This window comes from Nonomuraea sp. NPDC003214 (genome assembly GCF_053590035.1).
Genome location: NZ_JBSFSX010000005.1, coordinates 349,692 through 367,607, shown reverse-complemented (window position 1 = coordinate 367,607; position 17,916 = coordinate 349,692). Strand labels below are relative to the sequence as shown.

The window sequence follows — 17,916 nt, the reverse complement described above, 5'->3', positions numbered from 1 at the left end:
TCAGGGGGCACAGTCGCCGAGCCCGGGACCGGGGGTCGTGCCCGCCGGGCCGAAGAACAGGAGCGCGCACCCGGCCAGGAACTCCGGGTTCTCCTCGGGGACGAAGTGCCCGGAGTCGGGCGCGACCACGGTGCGCACGTCGTCGGCCACCTGGGCGAACGAGGCGGCGACGCCGGGGCCGAAGGAGTGCTGGCCGCCCACGGCCGCGACCGGCATGGCGAGCCTCCGGCCGGCGTTGGCCCGGTTGTCGGCGGCGTCGGCGGCGAAGGCGCGGTAGTACTCGTACCCTGCCGTGCGCCTGGCGTCGGAGGCATACGCGCGATAGTAGGTTTCGCGACTGACAGCGTCCTTGCGGTGGCTGAAGTCGAAGATCATGCCGAGGTAGGTGGGCACGTCCTCGTCGTCCATGATCCGCTCGGGGATCGGGGCCGGGGCGGAGTTGAACTTGAAGTGGAAGCTCACCCCGTACAGGTCCTCCAGCCCGAAGCCGGGCAGCGGGCTCTCGATCATCACGAGCCGGCTCACCTCGGCCGGGAAGTCGCGCGCGTACGGGTAGGCGACCAGGACGCCCAGGTCGTGGCCGATGATGCCGACCTTCGTGAAGCCGAGCGCGCGCACGGCCTCGCGGATCCGGTGCGCGGTGGTGACCTTGTCGTAGCCGCCGCCGGGGATGGACGAGGTGCCCAGGCCGGGCAGGTCCATGGCGATGACGGTGTGCCGGCGGGCCAGCTCGGGCATGACGTCGCGCCACATCTGCCACGTCTGCGGCCAGCCGTGCAGGAGCAGCAGCGCCGGCCCCGACCCGCCCTTGACGTAGTGGACGGAGCCGCCCTCGACGGCGACCCGGCCGTGAGTGAAGCCGGGCAGGCTCCCGGCCTGCTCGTCCTCGCCTGACGACGCGGTGGCGGTCGTGGCGATCAGCGCCACGGCCAGGGCTGCGGACGCGACGACGCGCACCAGCCTCCTGCCCCACGTTCCTGCTGGCGTCATGTCGTGCTTTCCTTCCGACGGCGCGGGAGGACGGGCGGACGGAAGAAGGAGCCGCCACCCTCCCGCAAGCGTGGCGGCCCCGGCGACCAGTGGGTGGTCAGCGTGCTTTCACCGCCTCATACTCACGGTGTACGGCGGCGCCCGCATCTCCTGGATTGCGGTACATCGCGAAGTCCGCACGACCGGAGATGCACCCTTCAGAGCGCCGAACGAAGCTCGGTACCGCGACGCGACCCACCACTCCGAGAAGCGAGGTCCCGCTCATGGTCACGAACGCCCCAGCGCCAGGGCTGCTCACCAGCCTGAACACCCGGCATCACCGTGCCGCGCTGGCCGCCTACCTGCTCATCGTCCTGGCCCACTGGGCCGAGCACGTCGTCCAGGCCATCCAGATCTACGTGCTGGGCTGGCCGCTGCCCGAGGCGCGCGGCGTGCTCGGCGTGCCCTTCCCGTGGCTCGTCACCTCCGAGTGGATGCACTACGGGTACGCGCTGCTCATGCTCGTCGGGCTGATCATGCTGCGGCGGGGCTTCACCGGCCGCTCCCGCGTGTGGTGGAACGTCTCGCTCGGCATCCAGGTCTGGCACCACCTGGAGCACCTGATCCTGCTCCTGCAGGCGATCTCCGGCAGCAACCTGGCCGGCCGGCCGGTGCCGACGAGCCTCATCCAGCTGCTCGTGCCGCGCGTGGAGCTGCACCTGTTCTACAACGCGCTGGTGTTCGCGCCGATGGTCGTCGCGATGCTCCTGCACCGCCGCCCCCGGCCGGCCGAGCGTTCCGCCATGCGGTGCGGCTGCGCCGTGGCCCCCGCGTGACAATGGCCCGGCGCGAACGCTCCCGCATGTTCACCGTCGTCCTGACCCTGGTGGCGGTGTTCCTCCTCTACCTGGCCGTGCCGAACGCCGGCACGGCCGTCCGCGCGGCCAGGGCCGACGGCGTCGCCGGCACGTTCACCCCGCGCGAGCTGATCTGCATCGTGCATCCGGGGCACGAGTCGTGCGTGTGGACGGGCGAGTTCCGCTCCGGCGACGGCTCCTCGGACCGGGCCGGCGTCGAGCTGTACGGCAGCGACCGCTACTCCAACCGGGCCGGGTCCCCGGTGCGGGCGGTGGACATCGGCCTGCCCGGCCGCGTCTACGGCCCCGGCGGCTCGAACGAGTGGGTGTTCACCGCGCTCATGATCGTGAGCGGGCTGGGCATCCTTTTCTGGCTGTACGGGGGGCCGCTCCGCCGGGCGTTCCGGCGCGAGCCCGCCCGCGTCTCCTAGGGCGGTCACGAGTCGCGGGCGGCGATGCGGGCCAGCAGCGCCGCCAGCGGACCCGGCGCGGAGACCATCGGCCAGTGGCCGGTCTCCAGCGTGTGGAAGTCCCAGGACGGCACCGACCGCATGGCCGTCACGTCCGCCGAGAGCCGCCCGGCGAAATGGTCCAGGCTGCAGACGACGTAGCTGGCCCGCTGCCGCTCCAGCGGGCGGGTCAGCGTGGCCGGCTCGGCGATCGTGCGGCCGGGATGCCCGACGAGGCGCCCGGCCAGCCAGCGCGCCTGCGTCGTGGTCAGCCCCTGCCCCTCCCCCACGATCGTCGCGTCCGGGGCGGGCCAGCGGCCCTCGTTGTCGGCGATGAGCCGCAACTCCTGGGTCCGCTGGCGCTCCGGGAACGCGTGCAGCATCGACCTGCCGTCATGCGGCAGGAACGCCTCCACGAACACCGTGTGCGCGACCCGCTCGCGCGCCCGGTCGGCCACCTGCCCGGCCACCAGGCCGGAGTAGCTGTGGCCGACGAGCACCACGTCGCGCAGGTCGTCCGACTCCAGCAGCGCCAGCACGTCGCGTACGTGCGTCTCCAGGCCGACGTCGGACACGTCGTCCTCGCCGCCGGCCAGGCCGCGCAGGGTGACCGCGCGGGCCTCGTGCCCGCGCGCCCGCAGCCGCCTGGCGACCGGCTCCCACGCCCAGGCCCCCATCCAGGGGCCCGGGATCAGGACGAACCCTCGCTTCACCGGAGGTCACCTCCTTCTTCCTCATCTGACAGAAGCCCGGCCACGGTGTCCACCGCTCAGGCGGCGACCAGCACGCGCTCACGGGCGGGCGGCGGGGCGGCCACCGGCTGACCGGCCACCAGGGACTGCACGACGTGCACGCGCTGATCGCCGGCGATCAGCGCCACCACGGCCACGTACCCGTCACCGGGGTCCAGGTCGACGAACCTGATGTCACGCGGCGAGATCTCCAGCGGCCAGCTCAGCAGCTCAGGCGGCTCCTCGGGGCCGGTGACCTCAAGCTTGCCCGGGGAGACGCGCAGGCCGTGCCCGGTGGCCTTGAGCGCCGCCTCCTTGCGCGTCCACACCCTGGCGAACGCCTCATAACGCTCATCCGGCGGCAGCGCGTCCAGGGCCTTCAACTCGTGCGGGGTCAGGGCGCACCGGGCCAGGTCGTCCACGGGCTCCGAAGGCACCGCCTCGACGTCCACGCCCAGCGCTCCCACGCCCGTCAGCGCCACCGCCACCCGGTCGCCCGAGTGGGAGACCGACACGTGCAGCCGGCGGCCCGACATCCTGATGTACGGCTTGCCGTGGTGCCTGGCGCAGTCCGCGCAGCTCCGGTCGACCACCACGTCCTCCGGGCGCACCCCGAGCTGGGTGGCCGCCGCGTTGCGCAGCAGCCAGGCCCCAGTCAGGAAACGGCGGCGGTCGGGGTCGCGGCGGAACCTGGCGGCCCGCTCCAGCTCGGGTTCGCTGAGCACCGCGGACAGCGTCTCCACGCTCCGGTGTCCGGGAGTGGCCCACCAGACACGGCATTCTCCGGGGGCCAGCAGGGAAGCGATCATCGGTATCCTCCTTCGGCGTCCTCTTCGGGGTTCCTCGTGAGCAGCGTCCGGCAGGTCACCAGCTCCCAGTGGTCGATCTCGGGATTGGTGAGGACCTCGGCGACCACGTCCCGCACCTGGGCGCTCGTCGTGGGCTCGTCGGGGCGCACGCGGATGACGATGTCCCCGGTGGCCTGCGTGAGGTCCTTGTGCCAGCGGCTCGGCAGCAGCGCCATGATCCGGATCCCGTCGACCGGCGAGCCGGGGACGGGAAGCCCGTCGACCTTGCGCATCGTCAGCTGGATCAGCATGATTCCTGGGTCTCCGTCCTCCTCCTGGCGATGGTCCTTCGTTCTCGCACTTCCCACTGTGGGACAGGCGCGACAACCGGGCCAGGGCTCGCGGAGTCAGGAAGCTGCAGGTGGGCAGCCGCATGCTGTCAACGGGGCCCCCAGGACACGCGAAAGCCCCGCAGGCGGCGGCCCGCGGGGCTCCCCTCGCCTCTGCAGGGACCCTCTACAGGGGCACGTTCCCGTGCTTGCGCGGTGTCGGGTGCTTGCGCTTGTCGCGCAGCATGGCCAGCCCGCGCGCCACGGCCGCCCGCGTGTCCACGGGGTCGATCACGTCGTCGACCAGCCCGCGCTCGGCCGCGTACGTCGGATGGACGAGCTCGCTCCTGTAGCGGGCCACCAGGTCCGCGCGCAGCATGCCCGGATCGCTCGCGCCGGCCAGCTCCTTGCGGTAGATGACGTTCACCGCGCCCTCCGCGCCCATCACCGCGATCTCGTTGGTGGGCCACGCCAGTGACAGGTCCGTGCCGATGGAGCGGGAGTCCATCACGATGTACGCGCCGCCGTACGCCTTCCTGATGATGACCTGGACGCGCGGCACCGTCGCCTCGCAGTAGGCGTACAGGAGCTTGGCGCCGTGCCGGATGGCGCCGGCGTGCTCCTGGTCGGTGCCCGGCAGGAAGCCGGGCACGTCCACGAGCGTCACCAGCGGGATGCCGAAGGCGTCGCACAGCCGGACGAAGCGCGCCGCCTTCTGCGAGGCGTTCACGTCCAGCACGCCCGCGAGCACCATCGGCTGGTTGCCGACGACGCCCACCACCTCGCCGTCGATCCTGGCGAACGCGCAGATCACGTTCGGCGCCCAGGCGCGGTGCACCTCCAGGAAGTCGCCGTCGTCCACCAGCTCCGCCAGCACCCGCCGCATGTCGTACGGCTTGTTCGGCTCGACGGGCACGATCTCCGCCAGGCGGGGCCGCACGTCGTCGGACGCGCCGCGCGAGGGCAGCGACGGCGGGCGGCTCATGTTGTTGCTCGGCAGCATCGACACCAGGTGGCGCACCTCGGCCAGGCAGCTCTCCTCGTCGTCGTGCACGAACGCGGCCAGGCCCGAGCGGGTCGCGTGCACCGGCGCGCCGCCGAGCTGCGCGTGCGAGACGCGCTCGCCCGTGACCGCCTCCACCACGTCCGGGCCCGTCAGGTAGAGCTGCGCCGTGTCCCGGACCATGAACGTGAAGTCCGCCAGCGCCGCCGAGTAGGCCGCGCCGCCCGCGCACGGGCCCAGGATGACGTTGATCTGCGGGATGACGCCCGACGCCGCGACGTTCCGCTGGAAGATGCCGCCATAGCCGTTGAGCGACATCACGCCTTCCTGGATCCTGGCGCCGCCGCTGTCGTTCAGGCCGATGAACGGCGAGCCGGTGGACAGCGCCAGGTCCATCACCTTCTGGATCTTCAACGCGTGCGCCTCGCCCAGCGAGCCGCCGAACACGGTGAAGTCCTGCGCGTAGACGAAGACCCGGCGGCCGTCGATCGTGCCGGAGCCGGCGATCACCCCGTCCGTGTGCGGGCGCTGCCGTTCCATGCCGAGACCCTGCGCGCGATGCCGGCGCAACATGTCCAGTTCGAGAAAGGACCCCTCGTCGAGCAGCAGCTCCAGCCGCTCGCGGGCGGTCCGCTTGCCCAGCGAACGCTGCCGGGCCACCGCCTGCGGGCGGCCCTCCGCGACCTCCTCACGCAGGCGCCCATGCTCCTCGCGCAACCGGTTCATGGACGGGGGCGGCGCCTGAACCGCCTCGTCAAGGGCCTCCACGGACGGCATCGCGGCGATGTCGAGTTCCGAGATGCTCATGATTTCCCTCCCTCGTCAGTGCCTCCAGTCAATGGTCAGTGGCCGTTTCCTGTCACCTCCTGCAGTGCGGGGAGCCCCGGCGCGTGGCAGGAAGCGGAAACCCGCGTGCAGCTTGCTGCCCGCCGGAAGCCTGGTTCCGGGGCTTGCCGCAGCGCAAAGTTGGAAGTGCGAAAGGGAAACACGAAAAACACAAAACACTAAATAAGAAAGAGGCAGAATGATGGCTGAGACGACGATTTTCAAGACGGTTACCGACAACATTGCGAAGTGGGCCATCGTGATCGTCGCCGCGGGCGCCACCCTGACCGCCGGCTCCGCCGCCCTTGAGTCGCTGAGCAACCTGAACGGGACCGTGGCCGTCGCCGACGAGGGCCCGACGAACACCTGGCCGGTGCCCGCCCCGACGGCGACCCCCACCCCCACGGAGAGCCCCCGCAACACCTGGCCGGCCCCCGTCGCCGCGGGCGCCGAGGACGACAACCCCAACACCTGGCCGGTCCCCCCGACGACCCCCACCCCCGACCCCAACACCTGGCCGAGCGCCTGACCCGGAAAGGCCCCCGATTGTTCCGCACACTTTGAACATCCGGAAAGGAGAGATGGACCACGAGAATTCACAAAAGAACCCCGCGGCCACCGGCCGCGGGGTTCACGCTGTGCCCGTGAGGCACGCGAAAAGAAAAGGCGGATCAGATCCAGTTCTCCTCCTTGGCGCGCAGCGCCGCCTGGAAACGGTTCACCGCGCCCAGCCGGGCCATCAGGTCCGCGACGTAGCGCCGGTAGGTGCGCACCGACACGTCGAGCTCCCGGGCCGCGATCTCGTCCTTGTCCGCCGTGGCCATCACCTCCAGGACCCGCTGCTCCATCTCCGTCAGCATCGGCTCCTCCTCCGGCGGGTCGATGTAGGTGCGCAGGTCCACCGCCGAGTTCCACAAACCCTCGAAGTAGATGACGAGCTGCGACACCAGGCCCGGCTCCCGTACGAGCAGCGCGCCCTTGGAGTTCTGCTTCGGATCGATCGGGACCACCGCGACACTGCGGTCGTACATGAGCATGCGGTCCATCGGCTGCTCGGTGATGCGCACCTCGCCGCCGAGACTGATCAGCTCGCGCAGGTACGACACCATGTGCGGGTCCTCCAGCGCCGACGGGTGGAAGATCTCCTTGATCGACAGGCCCCGGCGCAGGCTCCGCGTGTCCAGCGGCAGCGCCGAGTCGATCATCACCTTGGTGAACGGGCCGCCCGGGTGCAGGCAGAGCGTCTCCTTGTAGGAGAAGAACGCGAGATCGTCCAGCCGCTGCCGGACCCGCGCGCCGTTCTCCACCCGCTCGATGTCCAGCGCCGCACCGGTGCGCTCGCCCTCCTGCATGTCCTCCAGGAAGCCGGCGATGGCGTCACGGGCGGCGAACACCCGGCGGATCTCCGCGTTCAGCTCGTCCAGCCGCTTCTCCACCAGCCGCTCGATCGCGACCCGCGGCTCCGTGGCCACGACCCGGTGCCGGTCGGTCAGGTCCAGCATGTGCAGCTGGCCCAGCCGCTCCACGGCCGCCTCGACCGTGTCGGGATCCATGGACAGGCTCTCCGGCAACGATCCGACGCCCTCGCCCCGATGCCGAAGGAAGTAGCGGTAGATCTCCTCCAGTTCGGGAGTGATACCGATGACTGTGAGGTCCATGGCCGCCTCCCTATACATGCGATTATCGGCATTCGGCCGGCGCCGATTCTCTTGCGCCGTGCGGAACCGGCCCCTACGGCACGGGACAGGGCAGCCTCGCGGGGGCGGCGCCGTAACACGCGGCCCCCGGGCACACGACCTTCACGACCGCCTCCGCCCTGCGTGACTCGACGGCCACGGGCTCCTGCCCGAACCTGCGGGCGGCGATCTCCGGCCAGCTCGACGGCCGCAGATCCCCCGGCTCGTCCACCAGCCACGGCTCGGCGTCGACCGCCAGGCGCTCCAGATGCGCGGCGTAGTCCGCCTCATGGTTCCAGACCGCGAACCGGCGCAGCGAATCCGCCGGCGAGAGCCCCGCCCACGGCTGCGCCTTGGCCGCCATCGCCCGCAGGAACGCCTCCCCCACCGCGCTCCGCACCGTACGGCCCGCCGCGACGCCCAGCGTGGCGCCCTCACCGCCGACCATCACCAGCGCGGCCCGCACGTCCGGCGCCGCCAGCGCGAACGCCGACACCCGCAACCCCAGCCCCCGCGCCGCCGCCATCACCCCGCCCGGCAGCAGCCGGTCCAGCTGCGCCGAGACGCGCAGCAACTGCTGCTCGCCCGGAGCGGCCCACCAGCGCGCCACGACGTCGTGCGCCACGACCTCGGCGATCGCCTCGGAGACACCGAGGTCCACCACGCCGCTCATGACCGGCTCCACCCGCGTCTCGCGCTCCCCCAGCCACACGACCTCCGCCGGGACCCGGTAGCGGTTCCCGCTCACCAGGCCCGTCCCGGCCACCGCCGCCCCCACCGGCTCCGGCGCCCCGGCCATGAAGTCCGCCAGCCGCAACTCCCTGCCCCTGCCGGCCTCGCTCCCGTACGGCATCCGGCGCAGCTCGTCCAGGGCGCCCGCGCGCGCGACGGCCCGCGACCTGGTGCGCTCCTCGTAACGGGAGAAACCGGCGACGACCACGTCCAGGCCGTCAACCTGCGCGTACGCCAGATGCACGGCGCCTCCGAGGCAGTCGGCCACCTCCGCCGCCACCCCTGGCACCCCTGGCACCGCTGACGCCGGACGCGAACCCGCGGGCGTGGGTGCCATCGTGTCTCCTCCGCACTCAGTCCCATGCCGGGGCAGCCCCGGCGTGGGGCCTCCGGCACCGCGGCCGCCTCGTGCCGGCGGATACGGAGGGGGTCCGGCGATGGGCGGACCGCGGGCCGAGCTTCCCCACCGGCCGGCATCGGGGCGATCCTCCGGACACCGGCTCATGCCCAGTACAATCGCGGCCCGGCCCGACCGTCAACGCCCCGGGGCCCATCCAGCAATCGGCAAGAAACCCCCCAAACCCCCGCCCCCCACCCCGAACCCTGACGACCTAGCGGCGGGTTGCCCGGCGTACCGGGTGTGGCGTGGCAGGTGTGGCGTGGCGGGCGGCGGGCGTGGCGGGCGGCGGCGTGAGGGCGGCGGGTGGGTGGACGGCGCATCCAGGCGGCCGGCTCCCCGCCTCTCCGCACCCCCGCCCCTCACCTGCCCAGCCGAACGCCCGAGCGTCCGGGGCGTCCGGGCGCGCTGGCGGGGCCAGCCGGGGCGCGACCGGATGGCCGAATCCCCCAACTCCCCGCGCCCCCTCACTTGCCCAGCCGAACGCCCGGGCGTCCGGGCACGCTGGCGGGCCGGACGTCCGGACGGTCCAGACCGCCGGGTCAGGGGCGCGACCGGACCGCGCCGGGCCCGCAGCGGCCGGGCCGGGTGGCCGGATTCCCCCAGCTTTCCGCACCCCCACCTGCCCCAGCCGGATGGCCGAGCGGGCGCGCTGGCGGGCCGGGCGGCAGGGCGGACCGTCGCGGTGGTCGGCAGCACGCGGCTGGGTCGGCCGTTGCGTCGGCGCGGCTGCTCCGGGTCCGGCCGCGGCTGGGGGCGGGCGCGCCTTGCCTGGGGCTCGCCCGGTGGCTGGGCAGGGCACCCGCCAGCGACCGTACGGGGGGCGGGCGGGTGAATCCCCCTGCCCTCGCCGGGGTGGGGAGGTGCGGGCGGGCGCGACCCAGGGGCGCGGCGGCGCCTGGGCTGGGGGCTCACCCGGTCCCAGGGCACCGCACCCGCCAGGGGCCGCGCGCGCCGGGGAGGACGGGCGGGCGAGATCCCGGCTGGATCTCGGTCGCCTGGCGCGGGGCGTATCGCAGCCCGGGGCGGGGTGGAGGCCCCGGGCCGCCATACGCCCCGCGGTGGGTGGAGGCCCCGCGGTGGGTGGAGGCCCCGGGGCGGGTGGAGGCCCCGGGGCGGGTGGAGGCCCCGGGGCGGGTGGAGGCCCGGCGGGTGGGTGAAGGCCCGGGGGTGGGTGCCCCCGTCCGGGTCGGGCGGGCGGGGGCCGGGGGGAGGGTCAGTGGGATACCGGGAGGAACTGGCCCGGTTGGCGGCCGGCGCCGGCGGGGCCGCGGTAGCACTGGGCGATGTCGAGCCAGCGGTCGGCCTCGGCGCCCGTGGCCGTGACGGCGACGTCGTCGCGGTGGCGGCGGCGGGTGACGAGGAGGCAGAAGTCCGTGGCCGGCCCCGCGATGCGGTTCTCGGCGTCCTCGGGCCCGTAGGCCCACAGCTCGCCCGACGGCCCGGTGATCTCGAAGCGGAACTGGACGCCGGGCGGGGTGAGGCCGCGGGAGAGGTAGCCGAAGTCCTGTGTGAGGACGGCGAAGACGACGAGGTGCCGGAGCCGGTCGGTGCGTTCGAGGGTGACGCCGAGGGCGTCGGCGATGTCCTGCCCGTGCGCGAACTGCTCCATGATGCCGGCGCAGGCCAGGACGATGGGCGGGAGCGGGTTGACGAGCCAGGGCACGGTGTTGCCGGGCGGTACGGCGGCCAGGCCCTTGACGACGGCGGCGCGTTCGGCCCGCCAGCGGGCGAGGAGGGTGTCGGGGGTGTCGTCGTCGTAGTCCTTGAGCGCGGCGTTGACGGCGCCGTCGAAGTTCTGCTGCGCCCCGGCGGTCATGGCCTCGAACCGGGCGGCGTCGGTGGCGGCGGCGGTGGCCAGGCGGAAGATGAAGGCCAGGTGGGCGATCTGGTTGTGGATCGTCCAGCCGGGCGCGGGGGTGGGCAGGTTCCACTGGTCCGGGTCGAGGCCGGACACCAGGCGGTCGAGTTGTTCGCCGTCCGCGGTCAGGTCGTCGAGCACGACCTCGAGCTCGGTCATGGGAGTGTCCTCTCGTCGGTTGCGGTGTTGATCGGGTCTCGCTGGAGGGGCTGCCAGGCGGCGACGCGGCGGGCGGCGGTGAGCGCGGCCCAGGCGGTGGTCTCGACGAGCGCCTGCGGGTCGGGGTCGCCGGCGCGGTAGGCGGCGACGACGCCGGCGTCCACCTGGTAGGAGGCGAGGGCGGTGAGGAGGGCGAGGCGGGCGGCGGGCCGCTGCGCCGGGGGGAGGGTGGCGGCGGCCTCGTCGGCCCAGCTCCGGCCGAGGCCGGGCGGGTGGCCTTCCCAGGTGGTGACGTGGGTGGTGACGAGGTCGCGTACGGGTTCGGGGAGCCGCCGGGCGCCGGCTGTCTCGACGGCGGCGGCGGCTCGGGCGAAGGCGCCTTCGATGTGCCGGGTGCCTCTGGTCCAGGCGAGGTCGGCGGGCACGGGGGCGGCGGGGAGCAGGGTGAGGGAGTCGCCCTTGCGGCGGGAGCGGCGGGCGGCGGGCCGCATGACGGCGCCGAACAGGCGCAGCGCGGCTCCTCGGGCGCCTCGGGGCAGCTCGGGGGGCAGGGGTGAGTCGCCGAGGAAGACGTTGACCATGCGGTTGAGGTAGTGGAAGGTGACGGCGACGGCGAGGAGTTCGCGGCTGTGGCCGACGAGGAGCGGCGGTTCGTGCCGTTCCGCGGTCTGTTTGAGGCCGCAGGCGCGGGCCCAGGAGGCGGTGCGCCGGGTGCCGGGGTCCTCGTGGCGTGAGATGGCGCGCAGGGTGGCGCGGTGCACGTCCACGCAGTACGGGCAGGTGTTGGCGGCCGACACCTCGGTGGCGACCACTTCCTTGAGCACGCGGCTGACCGTGCCGGAGGCGAGCAGCGATTCGCGCAGGAGCAGCCAGCAGGCCGCCATCGTCTCCGGCGCGGGCGAGTGCAGGATCACGGGCGGGGCGAGCATGCCGAAGTCGCGTTCGACCTGGGCGTACACCCCGGCGACGAGGCCGCGGGCGGCGCCGGGCCGTACCGGGGTGACGTGGCGGACCTGGGCGAGGGTGCCGGGCGCGGTCATCCTGCTGAGGAGTGCGCCCACGGCTATCTCCGCATCAGGTCGGGGACCAGGTGGGCGGCGCCGCGCCGGCCGCTGGTGGAGCCGTCGGGGGCGGGGGCGCCGTAGGTGACGTCGACGCCGCGTTCGCGGGCGGCGGCGACGATGCCGGGGATCGCCCGTTCGGCGAGGGCGGAGATGGTCATGGCGGGGTTGACGGTGAGGGCGCCGGGCACGGCGGAGCCGTCGGTGACGAAGATGCCGGGGTGGCCGCGTACCTCGTGGCGGTCGTCGAGCGCGGAGGTGTGCGGGTCGTCGCCGATGCGGCAGGAGGCGAGGGGGTGCACGGTGTAGGCGCCGACGAGGTCGTTGGTCCACGGGGTGACGGTGGCGAGGCCGTCGCGTTCGAGGATCTCCTTGCATTCGGCGTCGGCCATGGCCCAGGCGGCGACCGTGTTGGCGGTCGGCTTGTAGGTGAGGCGGCCGACGCCGAGCATCTGCTGGGAGAACCGGTCGGAGTTGCCGCGCTGGGGCGGCGGCCCGAAGACGCCTTCGTTGTCGTCCTCGATCATCTGGAAGATGATCAGCCAGGACTGCCAGCGTTCGAGCATCTCCTTCTTGCGCGGGCCGAACCAGGAGCCGTCCTCGGCCAGGGCGAGGATGGTGCCGAGGCCGGGCGGGAAGTAGAGCTGCTCCAGCGAGTACCGGGAGTATTCGGGCAGCGAGGCGTCGAGCCGGTCCCAGTTGGCGACGGTGGGGCCCTTGCCGATCTGGTTGGCGGCGTAGCCGAGGCCGTCGCCGCGCTCCAGGCCGAGGACGTCGCGGACGCGGTCCTCGTTGAGCACGGCGGTGTTCAGGCGTTCGCCGTTGCCGGAGAAGTAGCGGCCGACGCCGTGCGGCATGGGGCCGAGCGCGGGTTCGCTGCGCTGGAGGATGACGGGGGTGGCGGCGGCTCCGGCGGCGAGGATGACGATCTTGGCGTCGATGGTCCCGGCGCCTTCGGTCAGGCGGTAGTCCTCGTCGTGGACGTGCGCGTAGTGGACACGGTAGCCGCCGTCGTCGGTCCTGGAGATGCTCTGCACCTCGTGCAGCGGCCGGATCTCGGCGCCGTGGGCGAGGGCGGCAGGCAGGTAGTTGAGCAGCAGCGACTGTTTGGCGTCGAAGCGGCAGCCGGCCATCATCCAGTTGCAGTTGACGCAGGTGGAGGTGTCGACGGCGGCGGGCACCGGGTTGGCGGTGCGGCCGGAGTGGCGGCAGGCGGCGGCCCACAGCCCGCCCGCGTACGAGACGTCGTCCCAGCCCTGCTGGGTGATCGGGATGGACTCCTCGACGCGGTCGTACCAGGGGTCGAGGCTGTCGCGGTCGATGGCGCGCGGCCACATGCGGCGGCGGATGCTGCCGCGGCGTTCGAAGACGAAGCGGGGGGCGCGGGGCATGGCGGCGAAGTAGACGACGCTGCCGCCGCCGACGCAGTTGCCGCCGAGCACGCTCATGCCGTCGCCGACGACGAAGTCGAAGATGCGCGTGTAGGAGGAGCCGAGCTTGTAGTCGTGCTCGAAGTCGCCGCTGGTCAGCCAGGGGCCGCGTTCGAGCATGACGACCTTGGCGCCGCCCGCGGCGAGGTGGTAGGCGGCGATGGCGCCGCCGAACCCGGTTCCGACGACGAGCACGTCGGTGCGTTCGACGCTGTTCATGCGGGGCTCCCGGAGGGCGTGGTTGCGGGGTGGACGTCGGCCAGCGGCCTGCCGTAGGACCAGGCGCGGAATCTCCACAGGCCGTCGGCGTCGGGCCGGGTGATGCCCATGGCGGTGAGCCCGGGGTGCCCGGCGGCCAGGGCTTCGGCGGTGCTCAGGTGCGCGGCCGAGTCGTAGGCCATGTTGCAGAAGAGGGCGAGGCTGACCCACAGGGCCTTCTCGGGGTGGCCGGGCGCCGTGAGCCAGCGCACGACGGCGGCGCGGTCGTCGTACGGGAGCGACACGAACGGCGGGACGCCGTCCTCGGCGGGCAGGCCGTGTTCGGCGGCGTAGGCGGCGGCGTGGCGGTTGAGCGCGGCGGCGAAGTCGTCGAGCCCGCCGGTCAGGCCGGTGGCGTCCCATTCGAGCAGTTCGATGGCGCCGGCCTGGACGGCGCCGCCTCCCCGGCTGACGCCCGCGACGGCCAGGTCGCCGGCGTACCGCTTCTCGCCCGGGATGATCGTGTCGGCGAACGCCTCCAGCGTCGTCGTCCTGTCCTGGTGGTCGTCCGGTTTCCGTGAGGCCATGGGCGTTCCCTGTCTAGAGGCGGTTCGGGTCTTGATCAGAGGCGCCGTCGAGCGCCACTCGCAGGGCGTTCAGCGCGCGGGTGGTCTGGCTGCGCACGGTGGAGGACTCGTTGCCCAGGACGCGCGCGGTGTCCTCGACGCTGCGGTCCTCCCAGAAGCGCAGCAGGAGGGTGGCCCGCTGGCGCGGGCCGAGCCCGGCGAGGGCGTCCATCAGCGCCAGGCGCTCGCTCACCAGGAGGTACGGGTCGGAGGTGGTGGGGGTGTCGGGCACCGCGCCGATGAGGACCTCGCGTGTCCAGCGCATGGTCCTGCGGTCGCTGAGGAACAGCCGTCGCATGATGCGCCGCGCGTAGGCGCCGATCCTGTCGTGGCCGTCGAGCGTGTCCCAGTGCTTGTGCAGCGCGATCAGCGTGCGCTGGACCAGGTCGTCGGCCTCGTACCAGTCCTTGGAGAGCTGGTAGGCGGTGCGCCGGAGAGCCGGTCGGCTCCGCCGGACGAATCGCGCGAAATCCCCGTCCTCTCGCGCTGCGGCCATTGTTCACACTCATCCCACATCGGCGTTGTCGCATTCGAACTCTTTGCCCCGAATTTGTCCTGCCCATAGGAACGTCACAACCCCTACCGGCGGCCGGTATGCCCTTATCCGCCGGCCATCCCTATTTGCCGTGCGGCAACCCCTGATTTAGATTTGAGTCACACCGCCGGCCGGAAGCAGCCGGCGATAAATGGGCGGCACCCCTATTCGCGGCGCCGGCACCCCTATTTCCCCTGCGCACGGCCCCTACGCCGACCGGCCCGAACGTATGCTCGCGCAATGAGCAGACCGCTGACCACAGCCCCGGCGCCGCCGACACCCAGTGCGACCGGCCGGTCACCCAAAATTTCTTTCGAATGAATCGCCGTCCGATGCAGCTTTCCCCGCGCGTCGCCGCGTGTAGCAGTAGGCAGCCGAAATCCATTCGGTCTCTAATGCCGAGAATGCGCACCGACCAGGGTGATCGAGGAATCGCCGCAATCCGGGAGAAGAATTCGGCCGCCATTCGGGGGCGATTTCATCCGGGATTGCCCGAACCCCTCCTCAACCCGGGAGGACAAATGGACGACGTGATCGAACGAGCGGTCATGCGGGTGATCGAGAGCATGCAGGAGAACCTCGGGGAGCAGCTCACGATCGACGACATGGCCCGCACGGCGATGTTCAGCAAGTTCCACTTCTCCCGCGTCTTCCAGCGGGTCACGGGGCTCTCGCCCGGCAGGTTCCTGTCGGCGGTGCGGTTACGCGAGGCCAAGCGGCTTCTCGCGACGACCTCGCTGAGCATCACCAACATCAGCCACCAGGTGGGCTATTCGAGCGTGGGCACCTTCAGCTCGCGCTTCACGCACAGCGTGGGCCTGCCGCCCAGCAAGTACCGCCAGCACCTGGGCATCACCGCCCAGACGCTGGCCGGCGGCGGGGAGAGCCCGCCGCCCGGCGCGACGACGACGCTGACCGGCGTCGTCACCTCGCCGCTGGCCGGCCAGCCGGTCTTCGCCGGCCTGTTCCCCGACCAGATCCTCGAAGGCCGCCCGGTCAGCTTCACCGTGACCGACGGTCCCGGCCCCTACGTGCTGGAGAACGTGCCCGAGGGCCGCTGGCACCTGATCGCGCAGTCCGTGGCCGCGGGCCGCGAGGACGCCATCCACCTGCCGCCCGCCGGCGACGGCACGCTGTGCATCGCGCGCTCCGGGCCGATCACGGTGGCCGCCGGCAGCGGGCCGAGGCGCGCCGACGTCCGGCTCCAGCCGATGCGCCCGCTCGACCCGCCGGTCCTGCTCGCCCTGCGCGACCTGGTGACCGCGGCCGACGGCGCCACCGGCTGATCCGCGTACGGACGGCCGACACAGACGATCCGCGAGCGGTGAGGAGCTCACCGGCCCGCGGATCGTTCCGGTCGGTCAGGCGAGGCTCACCGTCATCGGCAGCCCGCCGCGCACCCGCAGCGACAGCATCGCCTCCGGCACCGCGCGGAACCCCGGCACCCCGGTCAGCCTGAGCTCGCGGGCCACCATGGCCAGCACGAACGTGGCCTCCATCATGCCCAGGTGGTTGCCGACGCAGAACCTCGGCCCGGCGCCGAACGGGATGTAGGCGTAGCGGGGCCGCGACGACGGCGCCGCCGGGTCGAACCTGCCGGGGTCGAAGCGCGCGGGCTCGTCCCAGTAGGCCGGGTGCCGGTGCAGCGTGTACGGGCTGATCAGCACGTCCGCCCCGGCGGGCACCCGGTAGCCGCCCACCACGTCGTCGCGCTGGGCGACCCGGGTCAGCGCCCACACCGGCGGGTACAGGCGCATGACCTCCTCCAGCACCATCGCGGTGTAGCGCAGCCGGTGCAGGTCCTCGTACGTCGGCGGCCGGTCGCCGAGCACGGAGACCGCCTCCTCGCGCAGCCGCTCGCGCACCTCGGGATGCCGGTCGATCAGGTGGAAGGCCCACGACAGCGTGCTCGCGGTCGTCTCGTGCCCGGCCAGCAGCACGGTGACGATCTCCTCGCGCAGCCGGCGGCGGACCGTGCGCGGATCGCCCTCCTCCCGGGCGGAGGCGATCAGCCGCGACAGCAGGTCGCCGCCGTCGGTCGGCCGGTTGATCCGCTCGGCCACCAGCAGGTCGACGGCCCGGTACAGGTCGCGGCGGGAGCGCCGGAAGCGCAGGTGCAGCGGCAGCGGCAGCCACAGCGGCACCATCGACAGCGTCACCATCTCGAACATGGCCTGGTCCTGGACGCCCTCGAAGGAGTGGCCGATCGAGGCGTGCGCGCCGAGGTCGGCGTCGAGCAGCGTGCGGCCGAGCACGCCGAGCGCGAGCCCGGTCATCTCCCTGGCCACGTCGACCGGCCCGCCGCCCGCCCGGGCCCGCAGCCGGGCGACCAGCCGCCCGGCCTCCTCGCCGATGACCGCGTCCTGCTGGGCCAGGCGCTTGTTCTGGAACATCGGCTGGATGGTGCGGCGCTGCCGCTTCCACCGCTCGCCCTCGCTGGTCAGCAGCCCGTCGCCGATGACGCGGCGGGCCTCCGACAGGCCGATGCCCTTGTGGTAGTTGCCGCTGTTGTCGGCCAGCACGTGCTTGGCGTGGTCGGGGTGGTTGAACAGGTAGATGGACTTGGGCCCGATCGTCATCCGGACGGCGTCGCCGTACCGCTCCGCGGCCGTGGACAGCAGCCCGAGCCGGTCGGTGACGAGCCGCTTGAACAGGGCCGGGGCGGCCAGGCGGGGCGGCCCCGGCGGCGTCGCCGGGACCGCCTGGTCCGCCGTGGCCGGCCCGCGGGTGCGTACGGCGGTCACGCCGTCACCTCGCGCAGCTCGGAGGTGATCTCCCTGAACTGGCCCCGGTAGACCAGCAGGCCCTCGCTGCCGGAGTCCTGGCACATGGCCAGGACCTTGCCCACGAAGATGGTGTGGTCGCCGGCGTCGTGCCGGCTCCACAGCTCGCACTCGAAGCGGGCGATGGCGCCCTCGACGAGCGGCACCCCGGTGAACATGCCCTTGACGACCTCGACCTCCTCGAACTGGGCGGCGCCGAGGGCCCGGTAGCGGTTGGAGAAGTGCCGCGCCGCGTCCTCCTGGTGCGCGGCCAGCACCGACACGCCGAACGTCCCGGTCATGGTGAGGCACTGGTGCATCACCGCGTTCTTGTCGATGCAGACCAGGACGAGCGGCGGGTCGAGCGATACCGAGGTGAAGGAGTTGGCCGTCATGGCGTGCGGCACGTCTCCCCCGGTCGTCACCACGGTGACGCCTGTGGCGAAGGTGCCGAACGCGCGTCGCAGCGCCTTGGTGTCCGTCAGCGGTGTGGTTGATGGGTGGAGTTGCACGCCAGACCTCCTGGAA

At 72.7% G+C, this 17,916-nt stretch carries 18 protein-coding genes; 4 read left to right on the top strand and 14 right to left on the bottom strand.

Annotated elements, in window-relative coordinates:
• Complete coding sequence (locus ACWDXC_RS17445; protein ID WP_449982731.1) at window positions 1-990, bottom strand: alpha/beta fold hydrolase; 990 nt, start codon at window positions 988-990, stop codon at window positions 1-3.
• Window positions 991-1,253: 263 nt separating this feature from the next.
• Here ACWDXC_RS17445 and ACWDXC_RS17440 point away from each other — a divergent pair, with 263 nt between their 5' ends.
• The gene (locus tag ACWDXC_RS17440; RefSeq protein WP_449982728.1) at window positions 1,254-1,805 is read left to right on the top strand and encodes a hypothetical protein; all 552 of its coding nucleotides are present in this window, start codon (window positions 1,254-1,256) and stop codon (window positions 1,803-1,805) included.
• Between the two features lie 26 nt (window positions 1,806-1,831).
• Window positions 1,832-2,257 carry a hypothetical protein gene (locus ACWDXC_RS17435; RefSeq protein ID WP_449982725.1) on the top strand — a complete coding sequence of 142 codons (426 nt, stop codon included), beginning with the start codon at window positions 1,832-1,834 and terminating at the stop codon, window positions 2,255-2,257.
• 5 nt (window positions 2,258-2,262) lie between these two features.
• Here the strand turns inward: ACWDXC_RS17435 and ACWDXC_RS17430 are convergent, their stop codons facing one another.
• From ACWDXC_RS17430 to ACWDXC_RS17415, 4 genes are all read right to left on the bottom strand, one after another.
• Window positions 2,263-2,988 carry an alpha/beta hydrolase gene (locus ACWDXC_RS17430; RefSeq protein WP_219508745.1) on the bottom strand — a complete coding sequence of 242 codons (726 nt, stop codon included), beginning with the start codon at window positions 2,986-2,988 and terminating at the stop codon, window positions 2,263-2,265.
• A 56-nt stretch (window positions 2,989-3,044) separates the two neighbouring features.
• Window positions 3,045-3,815 (bottom strand): 4'-phosphopantetheinyl transferase family protein, encoded by a 771-nt coding sequence (locus tag ACWDXC_RS17425; RefSeq protein ID WP_449982721.1) that lies wholly within the window; start codon window positions 3,813-3,815, stop codon window positions 3,045-3,047.
• Window positions 3,812-4,105, bottom strand: a complete 294-nt coding sequence (locus ACWDXC_RS17420) for a hypothetical protein (RefSeq protein WP_219508747.1) — start codon at window positions 4,103-4,105, stop codon at window positions 3,812-3,814. Before ACWDXC_RS17420 ends, ACWDXC_RS17425 begins: the two co-directional genes overlap by 4 nt.
• Window positions 4,106-4,310: 205 nt before the next feature.
• Window positions 4,311-5,852: an acyl-CoA carboxylase subunit beta gene (locus ACWDXC_RS17415; RefSeq protein ID WP_246645795.1), complete on the bottom strand. Its 1,542-nt coding sequence runs from the start codon at window positions 5,850-5,852 to the stop codon at window positions 4,311-4,313.
• Window positions 5,853-6,150: 298 nt separating this feature from the next.
• On the opposite strand from ACWDXC_RS17415, the gene ACWDXC_RS17410 reads away from it, so the two are divergent.
• Window positions 6,151-6,480, top strand: a complete 330-nt coding sequence (locus ACWDXC_RS17410; RefSeq protein WP_449982718.1) for a hypothetical protein — start codon at window positions 6,151-6,153, stop codon at window positions 6,478-6,480.
• 142 nt (window positions 6,481-6,622) lie between these two features.
• Here the strand turns inward: ACWDXC_RS17410 and ACWDXC_RS17405 are convergent, their stop codons facing one another.
• The 7 genes from ACWDXC_RS17405 to ACWDXC_RS17375 form a co-directional block, all read right to left on the bottom strand.
• The gene (locus ACWDXC_RS17405) at window positions 6,623-7,609 is read right to left on the bottom strand and encodes a LuxR C-terminal-related transcriptional regulator (RefSeq protein ID WP_219508749.1); all 987 of its coding nucleotides are present in this window, start codon (window positions 7,607-7,609) and stop codon (window positions 6,623-6,625) included.
• A 73-nt stretch (window positions 7,610-7,682) separates the two neighbouring features.
• On the bottom strand, window positions 7,683-8,639 hold the full coding sequence (locus tag ACWDXC_RS17400) for a hypothetical protein (protein ID WP_449982716.1): 957 nt from the start codon (window positions 8,637-8,639) through the stop codon (window positions 7,683-7,685).
• Window positions 8,640-9,972: 1,333 nt separating this feature from the next.
• Window positions 9,973-10,776 (bottom strand): TIGR03084 family metal-binding protein, encoded by an 804-nt coding sequence (locus ACWDXC_RS17395; protein WP_449982713.1) that lies wholly within the window; start codon window positions 10,774-10,776, stop codon window positions 9,973-9,975.
• Window positions 10,773-11,837 carry a carboxymuconolactone decarboxylase family protein gene (locus tag ACWDXC_RS17390; RefSeq protein WP_357592007.1) on the bottom strand — a complete coding sequence of 355 codons (1,065 nt, stop codon included), beginning with the start codon at window positions 11,835-11,837 and terminating at the stop codon, window positions 10,773-10,775. The genes ACWDXC_RS17395 and ACWDXC_RS17390 overlap by 4 nt, the downstream gene beginning before the upstream one ends.
• 2 nt (window positions 11,838-11,839) lie before the next feature.
• Window positions 11,840-13,486: a GMC family oxidoreductase N-terminal domain-containing protein gene (locus ACWDXC_RS17385; protein ID WP_449982711.1), complete on the bottom strand. Its 1,647-nt coding sequence runs from the start codon at window positions 13,484-13,486 to the stop codon at window positions 11,840-11,842.
• Window positions 13,483-14,052 carry a DUF5987 family protein gene (locus ACWDXC_RS17380; RefSeq protein ID WP_449982708.1) on the bottom strand — a complete coding sequence of 190 codons (570 nt, stop codon included), beginning with the start codon at window positions 14,050-14,052 and terminating at the stop codon, window positions 13,483-13,485. Before ACWDXC_RS17380 ends, ACWDXC_RS17385 begins: the two co-directional genes overlap by 4 nt.
• Window positions 14,053-14,065: 13 nt before the next feature.
• A complete protein-coding gene (locus ACWDXC_RS17375; RefSeq protein WP_364174851.1) occupies window positions 14,066-14,587 on the bottom strand; it encodes a SigE family RNA polymerase sigma factor in 522 nt (173 codons plus the stop codon).
• A gap of 560 nt (window positions 14,588-15,147) precedes the next feature.
• Here ACWDXC_RS17375 and ACWDXC_RS17370 point away from each other — a divergent pair.
• The gene (locus tag ACWDXC_RS17370) at window positions 15,148-15,912 is read left to right on the top strand and encodes a helix-turn-helix domain-containing protein (RefSeq protein WP_449982705.1); all 765 of its coding nucleotides are present in this window, start codon (window positions 15,148-15,150) and stop codon (window positions 15,910-15,912) included.
• Between the two features lie 75 nt (window positions 15,913-15,987).
• Here the strand turns inward: ACWDXC_RS17370 and ACWDXC_RS17365 are convergent, their stop codons facing one another.
• Both ACWDXC_RS17365 and ACWDXC_RS17360 read right to left on the bottom strand, forming a co-directional pair.
• Complete coding sequence (locus ACWDXC_RS17365; RefSeq protein ID WP_449982703.1) at window positions 15,988-17,370, bottom strand: cytochrome P450; 1,383 nt, start codon at window positions 17,368-17,370, stop codon at window positions 15,988-15,990.
• Window positions 17,367-17,900, bottom strand: coding sequence for a flavin reductase family protein (locus ACWDXC_RS17360; RefSeq protein ID WP_219507965.1), 534 nt, complete (start codon window positions 17,898-17,900; stop codon window positions 17,367-17,369). Before ACWDXC_RS17360 ends, ACWDXC_RS17365 begins: the two co-directional genes overlap by 4 nt.
• Between the last annotated feature and the right edge of the window lie 16 nt (window positions 17,901-17,916).